Consider the following 12,353-nt stretch of genomic DNA (forward strand, 5'->3'; position numbering starts at 1 on the left):
CCAGGGCTTTATTTTCAGCCCTGGTTGTTTTATATTCCGCGGTTGTTGCTAATTTAAACGTCATAGTCTTAGATTAATGAGGGAATAAACGAAGCGGCAAAATAAGGGAAATATTTTTGAGTTTCAGAGCGGTAGGGGGATGACAATGCGTATAAAGCCGGACGACAACTGGCGCTGGTATTATGATGATGAGCACGACCGGATGATGCTCGATCTGGCCAACGGCATGCTGTTTCGCTCGCGTTTCGCACGCAAAATGCTCACGCCCGACGCGTTCGATCCTTCCGGATTCTGCGTGGATGACGCCGCGCTCTGGTTTTCCTTCGATGAAAAATGCCGTGAACTCCCTCTCGCTGCCGAGCAGCGCGCCGAGCTGGTGCTGAACGCGCTGGTCGCCATCCGCTTTCTCAAACCCCAGATGCCGAAAAGCTGGCACTTTCTGGCCCATGATGAGGCCGAATGGCTGCCTGGCTGTGGCGATGCCGCCTGTGTGTGGCTGAGCGACAGCGGCGAGGCGGTGAGCCTGCTGGTGGTGGAACCTGGCGATAACGCCACGCTCTGCCTGCTGGCGCAACCGGCCTTAACGCTCGCAGGACGCGCGATGCAGTTGGGGGATGCGATTAAGATTATGAATGACAGGCTCAAACCACTGGCGTGCACGCCGCAGCTGAGCCTCGATCAGGCCGTTTAACGGGCGAGCCTCACCGCGCCCGCCGGCACGCAGCTACAGCTTAAAAAGGTGCCGTCATCGCCGAGCGCGCTTTGCTTAAGCGGCGTCACCTGGCCTTCCAGCAGCGTGACGCGACAGCTGCCGCAGATCCCGGCGCGACAGGAATAGGGCACCCGAATTCCCTGCTGTTCCAGTTGTTCCAGCACCACCTGCTGGTTATTACCGTCAAAGCGTTTACCTTCCCATTCTATCGACACCTGCGTCGCCGCAGCCGTCTTCGGCGCCACGCGCTCTTCCACCTCGCCTGCGCCATAGGGGCGTGCCGGACCGGTCGCCAGCACCTCGACGCGATCGCCTGCGCGGATCACGCCGCTGTTGCGGGCAATCAGGTTCTGGCCGAAATCGACGTCGCCGTTATCAAGCGCCGTGCGGAATTTTTGCAGCGTCGCCAGCGGCTCGCCGCTCGGATGCTTGCGCCCGCGCTCGGGGCTGACGGTCGTAAAAATACAGCGGCTGCACGGTTTGGCGACGTCAAAAACCACCTCGCCGATGCGAATGACTTTCCAGGTATCTTCCGCCCAGGCCTCGACGCCGGTGACGACCAGATTCGGGCGAAACTGGTTCATGGCGACGCCCGCCGGGCAGCGCTTTTGCAGGTCGCGCAGCGACGCTTCATTCGCGAGCAGATACGGATACCCGTCGGCAAAGCCGAGCGGCACTTCCGGGTGACGCTTCACGCGGCGCGTGAGGGCAGGGCCAACCCAGCGCAGCTGCACTTCACGGCCAAAAAAGCCGCTCAGCCACTGGTTGATGGCTTCCGGGGCGATAAGCGCGGTGAAGTGGTTGCCCCAGACTTCCGTCGGCGCGTGGGCACGCAGGAAATCGGCGAAGCGAATCGCGCTGCTGCTGCCATCCGGCGCGGTCAGGTGCAGGCCGTCCGGCAGCAGGGCGGGCGTAAAGAGCACCATTTGCGGAAACTGACGCGCGGTAATAAAGGTGCCATCGGTTTCCGTCACCATAAAGGCGCGGTCAAATGCCAGACCGCTGACGTCCGCCAGCGCGTGCGAGACCTGCAATCCGCGCATCGATTTCACCGGATGAATACAAAGCTGCGATAAAACCATGACGTGCGCCCTCCCGGCCGAATAAATAGAAGGGCAACTTTATGACATGCGTGGCGGATTGGCTATAATGCGCCACTATTTTCTTTTTTACTGAAGTGACGATATGAATGCTTTGTTTGCCAGTACGGCGCGTGGGCTCGAAGAGCTGTTAAAAACTGAACTGGAAAACCTCGGCGCGCAGGAGTGCCAGGTCGTTCAGGGAGGCGTGCATTTTCAGGGCGATGCGGCTCTGGTTTATCAAAGCCTGATGTGGAGCCGCCTGGCGTCGCGTATTCTGCTGCCGCTTGGCGAATGCGCGGTGTACAGCGACCTGGACCTCTATCTGGGCGTTCAGGCTATCGACTGGACGAGCATTTTCGCGCCCGACGCCACATTTGCCGTGCATTTCAGCGGCCTTAACGACACTATCCGCAACAGTCAGTACGGCGCGATGAAAGTCAAAGACGCCATCGTCGATGCCTTCACCCGTAAAAACCTGCCGCGCCCGAGCGTTGATCGCGAACTGCCGGATCTGCGCATTAACGTCTGGCTGAATAAAGACACCGCCAGCATCGCCATCGATCTCAGCGGCGAAGGCCTGCACCAGCGCGGCTATCGAGATCGCACCGGCCAGGCACCCATTAAAGAAAACCTGGCGGCGGCGATTGTCATGCGCTCCGGCTGGGAGCCGGGTACGCCGCTGCTCGACCCGATGTGCGGCTCCGGCACGCTGCTGATTGAGGCGGCGATGATCGCCACCGACCGCGCGCCGGGCCTGCATCGCACCCACTGGGGCTTTAACGGCTGGGCGCAGCATGACGACAATGTGTGGAAAGCGGTGAAAACCGAAGCCCAGGTGCGCGCCCGTCGTGGTCTTGGCGAGTATGCCTCACGCTTCTACGGCTCCGACAATGACCCGCGCGTTATTGAGCGCGCCCGCACCAACGCCCGTCGCGCTGGTCTTGCCGACATCATCACCTTCTCGGCGCAGGATGTGGCGCAACTGACCAATCCGCTCCAGGAAGGCCCGACCGGCACCGTTATCAGCAACCCGCCGTACGGCGAGCGTCTGGAGAGCGAACCGGCGCTGATCGCGCTGCACAGCCTGCTGGGCCGCATCATGAAAAACCAGTTCGGCGGCTGGAATCTGTCGCTGTTCAGCGCCTCGCCGGAACTCCTGAGCTGCCTGCAGCTGCGCGCCGATCGCCAGTTTAAAGCCAAAAACGGCCCGCTGGACTGTGTGCAGAAAAACTATCGTCTGGCACCGACCCAGCCGGGTGCCGCGCCCGCGCAGGTGGCGGAAGATTACGCCAATCGCCTGCGCAAAAATCTGAAGAAGCTGGAGAAGTGGGCGAAACAGGAAGGCATTCAATGTTATCGCCTGTATGATGCCGACCTGCCGGATTACAACGTCGCCGTGGACCGTTACGCCGACTGGGTAGTGATTCAGGAATACGCGCCGCCGAAGACCATTGAGCCGGAAAAAGCGCGCCAGCGTCTCTTTGACGTGATCGCCGCCACGCTCTCGGTACTGGGCCTTGCGCCTAATAAGCTGGTGCTGAAAACCCGCGAGCGTCAGAAGGGCAAAAACCAGTATGAAAAACTGGCCCAGAAGGGCGAGTTTATGGAAGTGAGCGAGTTTAACGCGCGCCTGCTGGTGAACCTGACGGATTATCTCGACACCGGGCTGTTCCTCGATCACCGCATCGCGCGCCGTATGCTCGGCCAGATGAGCAAAGGAAAAGATTTCCTGAACCTCTTCTCTTATACCGGCAGCGCCAGCGTGCATGCGGGTCTCGGCGGCGCGCGTTCCACCACCACGGTGGATATGTCGCGCACGTACCTGGAGTGGGCCGAGCGCAATTTGCGCCTCAACGGGCTGAGCGGCCGCGCGCATCGCCTGATTCAGGCCGACTGCCTGAGCTGGCTTGCCGAGAGTGACGAGCAGTTCGATCTGATCTTTATCGATCCCCCGACGTTCTCGAACTCCAAACGTATGGAAGAAACGTTCGACGTGCAGCGCGATCATCTGCGTCTGATGAAAGATCTTAAACGCCTGCTGCGTCGCGACGGGACGATTATGTTTTCCAATAACAAGCGTGGGTTCAAGATGGATCACGAAGGGCTTGCGGCCCTGGGCCTGAAAGCGCAAGACATTACACAAAAAACGCTCTCTCAGGACTTCGCGCGCAACCGCCAGATCCATAACTGCTGGCTCGTCACCCACCAGACCAAGGACTAAAGAATTATGTCGTTAATCAGTATGCATGGCGCCTGGCTCTCTTTTAGCGACTCGCCACTGCTCGATAATGCCGAACTGCATATCGAAGAAAATGAGCGCGTCTGCCTGGTCGGGCGCAACGGGGCCGGTAAATCGACCCTGATGAAAATCCTCAACCACGAACTGCCGCTGGACGATGGCCGTCTTATCTATGAACAGGATCTGGTCGTGGCGCGTCTGCAACAGGATCCTCCTCGCAACGTGGCGGGCAGCGTGTATGACTTTGTCGCTGAAGGCGTGGCGGAGCAAGCGGAATACCTCAAGCGCTACCACCAGATTTCGCATCTGGTAATGACCGATCCGAGCGATAAAAATCTCTCAGAGCTGGCGCGCGTTCAGGAGATGCTGGAGCATCACGACCTGTGGCAGCTTGAAAACCGCATCACCGAAGTGCTGGCGCAGCTCGAGCTGGACGCGGATACGCCGCTTGCGTCGCTTTCCGGCGGCTGGCTGCGTAAAGCGGCGCTGGGCCGCGCGCTGGTGAGCGCGCCGCGCGTGCTGCTGCTCGATGAGCCAACCAACCACCTGGATATCGAAACCATCGACTGGCTGGAGACCTTCCTGAAGTCCTTCTCCGGCAGCATCGTGTTTATCTCGCACGACCGCTCATTTATCCGCAACATGGCGACGCGCATTGTCGATCTCGATCGCGGCAAGCTGGTCTCTTATCCGGGCGATTACGACAAATATCTGGTGGCGAAAGAAGAAGCGCTGCGTGTGGAAGATCTGCAAAACGCAGAGTTTGACCGCAAACTGGCCCAGGAAGAGGTCTGGATCCGTCAGGGCATCAAAGCGCGCCGCACCCGTAACGAAGGCCGCGTGCGCGCGCTGAAAGCGATGCGTCGCGAGCGCGGCGAGCGCCGTGAAGTGATGGGCAGCGCGAAAATGCAGGTGGAAGAGGCGACCCGTTCCGGCAAAATCGTCTTTGAGCTGGAGAATGTGAATTACCGCCTCGGCGATAAAACGCTGGTGCGTGATTTCTCAGCCCAGGTGCAGCGCGGCGATAAAATCGCGCTGGTGGGGCCGAATGGCTGCGGCAAAACCACGCTGCTAAAACTGATGCTCGGCCAGCTTAAGGCTGACAGCGGACGCGTGCACTGCGGTACCAAATTAGAAGTGGCGTATTTCGACCAGCACCGCGCCGAGCTGGATCCTGAGCGTACCGTGATGGATAACCTCGCCGAAGGCAAGCAGGAAGTCATGGTGAACGGCAAGCCGCGACACGTGCTGGGCTACCTGCAGGACTTCCTGTTCCACCCGAAACGCGCGATGACACCGGTGCGTGCGCTCTCCGGCGGGGAGCGTAACCGCCTGCTGCTGGCGCGCCTGTTTCTGAAACCCAGCAACCTGCTGATCCTCGATGAACCTACCAACGACCTCGACGTGGAAACGCTCGAACTGCTGGAGGAGCTTATCGACGGCTATCAGGGCACCGTGCTGCTGGTGAGCCACGATCGTCAGTTTGTCGATAATACCGTGACCGAATGCTGGATCTTCGAAGGCGAAGGCCGCATCGGTCAGTATGTCGGTGGTTATCACGATGCCCGCGGCCAGCAGGCGTCTTCCCGCGCAATGCAGCAACCTGTTGCGAAGAAAACCGACGCGGCACCGGATGCGAAGGCAGAAACTGTCAAACGAGGCAGCAACAAACTAAGCTATAACTTGCAGCGCGAACTGGAGCAGTTGCCTGCCCGGCTGGAAACGCTGGAGGCGGAGCTGGTAGCGTTGCAGGCGAAGGTGAGCGATGCGGCATTCTTTAACCAGCCTCACGATGTTACGCAGGATGTGCTGGCGCAGATGAGCGCCGCCGAAGCCGCGCTGGAAGAAGCGTTCGAGCGCTGGGAATACCTTGAGTCACTTAAAAACGGCTGATTATTCAGGAACTCGCATGCATGAACGCCACCACGCGGCGCAGCATATGCTCTGTCCGCAATGCGACCTTCTGGTTAAGCTCCCGGCGCTTGCGCCGGGACAAAAAGCGCATTGTCCCCGCTGCGACACCACGCTGACCGTCGAATGGTCAGCGCCGCGTCAGCGGCCAACGGCCTACGCGCTGGCGGCGCTGTTCATGCTGCTGCTCTCCAATCTCTTTCCGTTCGTCAATATGGAAGCGGCGGGCGTCAGCAGCGAAGTCACGCTGCTGGAAATCCCCCGCGTCCTGTTTAACGAAGATTACGCCAGTCTCGGCACGCTGTTCATGCTGTTCGTTCAGCTGGTGCCGGCATTCTGCCTGGTGACAATCATGCTGCTGGTTAATCGCATCGCGCTGCCGCCGCGTCTTAACATCGCGATGGCCCGCGTGCTGTTTCAGCTGCGCAGCTGGGGCATGGCTGAAATTTTCCTCGCGGGCGTGCTGGTGAGCTTTGTAAAGCTGATTGCCTATGGCGATATCGGCGTTGGCAGCAGTTTTATTCCGTGGTGCCTGTTCTGCGTGCTTCAGCTGCGCGCGTTTCAGTGTGTGGATCGCCGCTGGCTTTGGGACGATATTGCTCCGATGCCGCCGGTGACCCAGCCGCTTAAAGTCGGCGTGGCGGGGATCCGTCAGGGGCTGCGTGCATGTCCGTGCTGCACCGCCATTTTGCCGGGCACCGATGGCCGCTGCCCGCGCTGCCATACCGTCGGACACGTCCGGCGTAAACACAGTCTTCAGTGGACCGTCTCGCTGCTGGTCTGCTCAATTATGCTTTATCTGCCCGCGAACCTTCTGCCCATCATGATTACCGAGCTGCTGGGCGACAGAATGCCTTCGACGATTATCGCGGGCGTAATCCTCATCTGGAATGACGGCTCCTACCCGGTGGCGCTGGTGATTTTTATCGCAAGTATCATGGTGCCGACGCTTAAGATGATTGCGCTCGGCTGGCTGTGCCTGGACGCCAAAGGCTATGGCCGCCAGGAGCGCGAGCGTATGCATCTGATGTACGAGGTGGTGGAGTTTGTCGGCCGCTGGTCGATGATTGACGTTTTTGTTATTGCCGTGCTCTCCGCGCTGGTGCGCATGGGCGCGCTGATGAATATTTACCCGGCCTGGGGAGCGGTAATGTTTGCGATGGTAGTGATTATCACTATGTTCGCCGCAATGACCTTCGACCCGCGTCTCTCCTGGGACCGTGAGCCTGATTCAAGCTATGAGGAGTTACCCGAACATGGACAATAATCGCGGGGAAGCGAAGATTAAGAAGGTGAAGAACTGGTCGCCGGTCTGGATCTTCCCCATTATTACCGCGCTTATCGGCGCCTGGATCCTGTTTTATCACTACAGCCACCAGGGGCCGGTCGTCACGCTGATGACCACCAACGCGGAAGGCATCGAAGGCGGTAAAACCACCATTAAAAGCCGCAGCGTCGATGTCGGCGTGGTGGAGAGCGCGGTACTGACCGACGACCTGCATCATGTCGAAATTAAAGCGCGCATGAATCCCGGCATGGAAAAGCTGCTGTATGGCGATTCGGTCTTCTGGGTAGTGAAGCCGCAGATTGGCCGCGAGGGCGTGACCGGGCTTAATACGCTGCTCTCCGGCTCCTATATTGAACTGCAGCCGGGCTCCAAAGGCAGCGCGCCGGAATCTTACAAGCTGCTGGACGCGCCGCCGCTCGCGCCGCCGGATGCCAAAGGCATCCGCGTGATCCTCGACAGCAGCAAAGCCGGACAGCTTAACCCTGGCGACCCGGTGCTGTTTCGTGGTTATCGCGTCGGCTCGGTGGAGACCAGCACGTTTGACCCGCAAAAGCGCTCTATCAGTTATCAGCTTTTTATCAACGCGCCCAACGATCGCCTGGTCACGAGCAACGTGCGCTTCTGGAAAGATAGTGGGATCGCGGTGGATCTGAGTTCGTCCGGGATGCGGGTGGAGATGGGATCGCTTAGCACGCTGTTTAGCGGCGGCGTCAGCTTTGACGTGCCGGATGGCTGGGAGCTGGGGCAACCGGTCGCCGAGAAAACCGCGTTTATGCTTTATGACGATCAGCGCAGCATTCAGGAGTCGCTCTATACCGAACATATCGATTACCTGATGTTCTTTAAAGATACCATTCGCGGCCTGCAACCGGGCGCGCCGGTAGAGTTCCGCGGTATTCGCCTCGGGACTGTCGCCCAGGTGCCGTTCTTTGTGCCGGGCCTGCGTCAGGCGGTCAATACTGATTATCGTATCCCGGTGCTTGTGCGTATCGAGCCGGAGCGTCTGGCGAATCAGATTGGCGAAGATCCTGACATCGCCTCGCATATGCATGACCTGATGAAAAAAGGCCTGCGGGCGACGCTCAAAACCGGCAATCTGGTGACCGGTCAGCTCTTTGTCGACCTTGATTTCTACCCGAAAGCGCCGCCAGTGACGGATATGGAAAGCTTTAACGGCTATCCGGTGATCCCGACCATGAGCAGTGGGCTCGCGCAAATCCAGCAGCGCCTGATGGATACGCTGGATAAAATTAATAACCTGCCGCTGAACCCGATGATCGAACAGGCGACCAATACGCTCTCGGAAAGCCAGCGCACCATGCGCCGTCTGCAGACGACGCTCGATAATCTGAATCAGCTCACCTCCAGCCAGTCGGCGCAGGAGTTGCCAGCGGATATGCAGAAAACGCTGCGCGAGCTTAATCGCAGTATGCAGGGCTTCCAGCCGGGCTCTGCCGCCTATAACAAGATGGTGGCGGATATGCAGCGTCTGGATCAGGTGTTGCGCGAGCTTCAGCCGGTGCTGCGCACGCTGAATGAGAAGAGCAACGCTCTGGTATTTGAATCGAAAGAGAAAAAGGACCCGCAGCCGAAGAGGGCAAAAGAATGAAAAAATGGCTCCCGTTAGCCGCCGTCATGCTGCTCAGCGCCTGTAGCAGCACCGAAGAAACCACCTGGTATCAGCTTCCGGCGTCCACCGCGCCGGTGGCGCGCAGCACGCCTGCGAACAGTCAGCATCTGCTGTGGCTTGAACAGGTGGCAGTGCCCGATTATCTGGCGGGCAACGGTGTGGTCTATCAGACCACCGACGTGCAGTATGTGATTGCCAGTCAGAATCTGTGGGCGAGCCCGCTCGACCAACAACTGCGCAATACGCTGGTGACCAATCTTAGCGCTACGCTGCCGGGCTGGGTGGTTTCCGCCCAGCCGCTCGGTGCGGAGCAGGATACGCTTAACGTTAATGTGACCGGTTTTCATGGCCGCTACGACGGACGGGTGATTGTCAGCGGCGAGTGGCTGCTTAAACATAAAGGGCAACTCATTAAGCGGCCTTTCTACACGGGGCTTAAGCAGCAGCAGGATGGCTATGACGCGATGGTAAAAACGCTCGCGCAGGCCTGGCAGCAGCAGGCGAAAAGCATTGCGGATGAGCTGGCGCGCCAGCCATAAAAAATTCGCATGACGTTAAAACGCCGTCGTCAACTTCTTAAAGAGGGCGGCGGCTTTCTCTTTTATGCCAGTCAGATACCCTCACCACGCCCACATTTATTGTATAAAAGTTATCCAAACAAGCTCACAAATATGACATTGGCGTGAATTTTGCGCATTGACGTTCCCAAAATTAGCAGGTATTCGTAAAGGGTGATTGCGCAAAATGTAATCACTGTTTTCTTTTCCACCAGACCTGAAATGAGGGAAACGAGGCATGAAGAGACAGAAAAGAGATCGCCTGGAACGGGCACATCACCGTGGTTATCAGGCCGGTATTACCGGACGCTCAAAAGAAATATGTCCTTACCAGGCACTGAATCAGAGGTCGCATTGGCTGGGAGGCTGGCGAGAGGCCATGGAGGACAGGGCGCAAACCGCGTGAGCTTGTCTCTTTAAAAAGAAACCTCCGCATTGCGGAGGTTTCGCCTTTCTGAACGCTGCAAACAGAGGCTATCAGAAGACGGAGGTGTCCTGGAACAGGCCCACTTTCAGGTCAGTCGCGGTATAAATCTGTTTACCGTCCACCAACACTTCGCCATCAGCAATACCCATAACCAGACGACGGTTTACCACGCGTTTGAAGTGAATACGATAGGTCACTTTTTTGGCGGTCGGCAGGATCTGGCCGGTAAATTTCACTTCGCCTACGCCCAGCGCACGGCCTTTACCTTCGCCGCCCAGCCAGCCTAAGTAGAAGCCGACCAGTTGCCACATGGCATCAAGACCGAGGCAGCCCGGCATCACCGGATCGCCGATAAAATGGCAGCCAAAGAACCACATGTCAGGATTGATATCCAGTTCCGCTTCCACGTAACCCTTGTCAAAGTTACCGCCGGTTTCGGTCATTTTCACCACGCGGTCCATCATTAACATGTTGGGTGCCGGCAGCTGCGGGCCTTTCGCGCCAAACAGCTCGCCGCGCCCGGAGGCAAGAAGGTCTTCTTTCGTATAGGATTCGCGTTTGTCTACCATGTTCTCTGTATGCCTTATTTTAGTGAAGCTCGCAGATTAGCTAACACGTGCACGCTGAACAAGTCCGATCAGTTGTGGTTAAACCAGTTCATCCAGCGTAACGGCCACGGCCGCTGACGAATATCCTGCTGTGTCGCCTGAGCAATTCGCTCGCCGATTACCCCAAGCAGCGTCGTCTGGCCTTCGCCATCCCACGGGAGCGTGGTTAATAAGGGTAGCGCATCTGTGACATCATCAATGGCCCAGATGGAAAATTGCCCTTGATCAACAGCGTCCAGAATCTCCTGACACAACGACAAATGACGCACGTTGGCGGCAGGAATAATCACGCCCTGTTTGCCGGTTAAGCCGCGCGCCTGACAGACGGTGAAAAAGCCTTCGATTTTCTCGTTAAGGCCACCCACCGGCTGCGCACGGCCAAACTGATCCACCGAGCCGGTAATAGCAATCTGCTGATTCAGCGGGGCGTTGGCGAGAGCGCTGATAAGCGCGCATAGCTCCGCCATAGAGGCGCTGTCGCCGTCCACTTCGCTGTAGGACTGTTCGAACGTCAGCGAGGCGGAGAAGGGCATCTGCTGTTCCAGATCCAGCTCGGCCATCAGGAACGCCTGCATAATCATCATGCCTTTGGCGTGAATGTTTCCGCCGAGTTCGGCTTTGCGCTCGATATCGGTAAACTCGCCGTCACCGATATGCACCACGCAGCTGATGCGAGACGGTTCGCCGAACGCGCGGGGATGGCCCGGAAATTCCACCACGGAGAGCGCATTGATCTGCCCGATGCGTTCGCCTTCGGTTTCCACCAGCAGCTGGCCGAGCAGGATTTCATCCTGCATACGCTCGGCGAGATAGCCTTCACGCCAGGCGCGACGGGCCAGCATCTGCGCGAACTGCGCGGCAGTAAATCTGGGTTCGTCACAGAGGGCGGCGACTTCGCCAAGATGGCGCGCCATCCAGAGCGGATCCAGCGGCAGCGTCTCCTGGTCTCCCGTATAGCGCACGGCCTCACGAATTAACAGCGGCCAGGCGTCGCTTGCTGGCGCAGGCAGCTGATGCTGCTGCGCGAGCGCGCAGACCCAGCTGCACCAGAGCGTCACATCTTCTTCGTCAGCGATTTGCAGGTCATCTTCATATTCACTGTAGATGGCCTGTTGCGCGAGCACCGGTTCCATCTCCTGGAAATCGGCCAGCGATTCGCGATCGCCTACCAGCACGACACGCAGACTGAGCGGGAGGGAAGGAACGGAAACCGGCAGCGGGCGCGATTCGTCCGGCGCCAACCAGTCAAAGCGTTTCGCGATGACCATCTGTTTGAGGCGCACCCATAACAGCGGCTGCATCAGCAGGGTTTTCAGCGCCACAACCAGGATGCCGCCGTTCGCTTTGTGCACCAGACCCGGCTCTAAGGTAATTTTGCCAGCGAACTGGCGCACGCAGCCAAACAGTTCGGCCGCTTCGGCCCACGCGGCGACGACCACGTCGCGACGCACGGCGAAATCGCCCGGCGCGTTATCAGGGGGCGCCAGCGTAACGTGGTGGTCTTCAATAAGATAGTGGCCGCCAGCGAGGCCAGACTGTTCCGGCAGTAACGCTTTCGCCACGCCGGCAATCAGCTCCAGCAAAGGCGTCTCTTCGTCCGCCTTCACCAGCATGAAATCATTCAGAGGGCGCGGAGCGCAGAGCTGGGTCAGCCCGTCATAGAGGCGAGGCTGCAACGCCTCAAAATCAAGCGCGCCGTCAGCGACGGCGTCCATTTCATCAAACCGGGACTCGAAGGTCGCCGTATCGGGTACAAGCGCTTGTGATGTAAGTCTGTTAATGGTCAATGTCGAGGTTTTTTAGTCAGATGTAAAAGGCGAGATTATAGCGTAATGGGGCGGCCAGCACACCGGAAATGCCGATATTGCCCGGCAGATTCTCCCGACGCGTCACAGACGG

Annotated in this window: 10 protein-coding genes; 7 read left to right on the forward strand and 3 right to left on the reverse strand. The window is 58.5% G+C overall.

Going from position 1 to position 12,353, the window contains the following annotated elements:
- Nucleotides 1-145: 145 nt before the first annotated feature.
- A complete protein-coding gene (locus AFK67_RS07375) occupies nucleotides 146-691 on the forward strand; it encodes a cell division protein ZapC (protein ID WP_007717920.1) in 546 nt (181 codons plus the stop codon).
- Here the strand turns inward: AFK67_RS07375 and AFK67_RS07380 are convergent.
- Nucleotides 688-1,794, reverse strand: a complete 1,107-nt coding sequence (locus tag AFK67_RS07380) for a YcbX family protein (RefSeq protein WP_007717916.1) — start codon at nucleotides 1,792-1,794, stop codon at nucleotides 688-690. The two genes, AFK67_RS07375 and AFK67_RS07380, sit on opposite strands and share 4 nt — an antisense overlap.
- A 103-nt stretch (nucleotides 1,795-1,897) precedes the next feature.
- Between AFK67_RS07380 and rlmKL the strand changes: the two genes are divergently transcribed.
- The 6 genes from rlmKL to rmf all read left to right on the forward strand — a co-directional run bounded on the left by rlmKL (nucleotide 1,898) and on the right by rmf (nucleotide 9,825).
- Nucleotides 1,898-4,015, forward strand: coding sequence for a bifunctional 23S rRNA (guanine(2069)-N(7))-methyltransferase RlmK/23S rRNA (guanine(2445)-N(2))-methyltransferase RlmL (gene rlmKL / locus AFK67_RS07385; protein WP_007717914.1), 2,118 nt, complete (start codon nucleotides 1,898-1,900; stop codon nucleotides 4,013-4,015).
- 6 nt (nucleotides 4,016-4,021) lie between these two features.
- Nucleotides 4,022-5,926 carry an ABC transporter ATP-binding protein gene (locus AFK67_RS07390; protein ID WP_007717913.1) on the forward strand — a complete coding sequence of 635 codons (1,905 nt, stop codon included), beginning with the start codon at nucleotides 4,022-4,024 and terminating at the stop codon, nucleotides 5,924-5,926.
- 16 nt (nucleotides 5,927-5,942) lie between these two features.
- The gene (pqiA, locus tag AFK67_RS07395) at nucleotides 5,943-7,211 is read left to right on the forward strand and encodes a membrane integrity-associated transporter subunit PqiA (protein ID WP_007717911.1); all 1,269 of its coding nucleotides are present in this window, start codon (nucleotides 5,943-5,945) and stop codon (nucleotides 7,209-7,211) included.
- Complete coding sequence (pqiB, locus tag AFK67_RS07400) at nucleotides 7,201-8,841, forward strand: intermembrane transport protein PqiB (protein WP_007717909.1); 1,641 nt, start codon at nucleotides 7,201-7,203, stop codon at nucleotides 8,839-8,841. Before pqiA ends, pqiB begins: the two co-directional genes overlap by 11 nt.
- Complete coding sequence (gene pqiC, locus AFK67_RS07405; RefSeq protein ID WP_007717907.1) at nucleotides 8,838-9,401, forward strand: membrane integrity-associated transporter subunit PqiC; 564 nt, start codon at nucleotides 8,838-8,840, stop codon at nucleotides 9,399-9,401. Before pqiB ends, pqiC begins: the two co-directional genes overlap by 4 nt.
- Nucleotides 9,402-9,657: 256 nt before the next feature.
- On the forward strand, nucleotides 9,658-9,825 hold the full coding sequence (gene rmf, locus AFK67_RS21650) for a ribosome modulation factor (RefSeq protein WP_071601109.1): 168 nt from the start codon (nucleotides 9,658-9,660) through the stop codon (nucleotides 9,823-9,825).
- A gap of 71 nt (nucleotides 9,826-9,896) precedes the next feature.
- Here rmf and fabA read toward each other — a convergent pair whose 3' ends face one another.
- Both fabA and AFK67_RS07415 read right to left on the reverse strand, forming a co-directional pair.
- Nucleotides 9,897-10,415 (reverse strand): bifunctional 3-hydroxydecanoyl-ACP dehydratase/trans-2-decenoyl-ACP isomerase, encoded by a 519-nt coding sequence (fabA, locus tag AFK67_RS07410; RefSeq protein WP_007747275.1) that lies wholly within the window; start codon nucleotides 10,413-10,415, stop codon nucleotides 9,897-9,899.
- 68 nt (nucleotides 10,416-10,483) lie between these two features.
- Nucleotides 10,484-12,241, reverse strand: a complete 1,758-nt coding sequence (locus AFK67_RS07415) for an AAA family ATPase (protein ID WP_032966911.1) — start codon at nucleotides 12,239-12,241, stop codon at nucleotides 10,484-10,486.
- Nucleotides 12,242-12,353: the final 112 nt, after the last annotated feature.

It is taken from the genome of Cronobacter dublinensis subsp. dublinensis LMG 23823, assembly GCF_001277235.1.
In the GTDB taxonomy this organism is placed as follows: domain Bacteria; phylum Pseudomonadota; class Gammaproteobacteria; order Enterobacterales; family Enterobacteriaceae; genus Cronobacter; species Cronobacter dublinensis.

What these genes read in the sequence shown, in the direction of transcription:
- AFK67_RS07375 (WP_007717920.1), top strand. Translation starts at nt 146, where the DNA reads ATGCGTATAAAGCCGGACGACAACTGGCGCTGGTATTATGATGATGAG.
- pqiC (WP_007717907.1), top strand. Translation starts at nt 8,838, where the DNA reads ATGAAAAAATGGCTCCCGTTAGCCGCCGTCATGCTGCTCAGCGCCTGT.
- rmf (WP_071601109.1), top strand. Translation starts at nt 9,658, where the DNA reads ATGAAGAGACAGAAAAGAGATCGCCTGGAACGGGCACATCACCGTGGT.
- pqiA (WP_007717911.1), top strand. Translation starts at nt 5,943, where the DNA reads ATGCATGAACGCCACCACGCGGCGCAGCATATGCTCTGTCCGCAATGC.
- AFK67_RS07390 (WP_007717913.1), top strand. Translation starts at nt 4,022, where the DNA reads ATGTCGTTAATCAGTATGCATGGCGCCTGGCTCTCTTTTAGCGACTCG.
- fabA (WP_007747275.1), bottom strand. Translation starts at nt 10,415, where the DNA reads ATGGTAGACAAACGCGAATCCTATACGAAAGAAGACCTTCTTGCCTCC.
- pqiB (WP_007717909.1), top strand. Translation starts at nt 7,201, where the DNA reads ATGGACAATAATCGCGGGGAAGCGAAGATTAAGAAGGTGAAGAACTGG.
- AFK67_RS07380 (WP_007717916.1), bottom strand. Translation starts at nt 1,794, where the DNA reads ATGGTTTTATCGCAGCTTTGTATTCATCCGGTGAAATCGATGCGCGGA.
- rlmKL (WP_007717914.1), top strand. Translation starts at nt 1,898, where the DNA reads ATGAATGCTTTGTTTGCCAGTACGGCGCGTGGGCTCGAAGAGCTGTTA.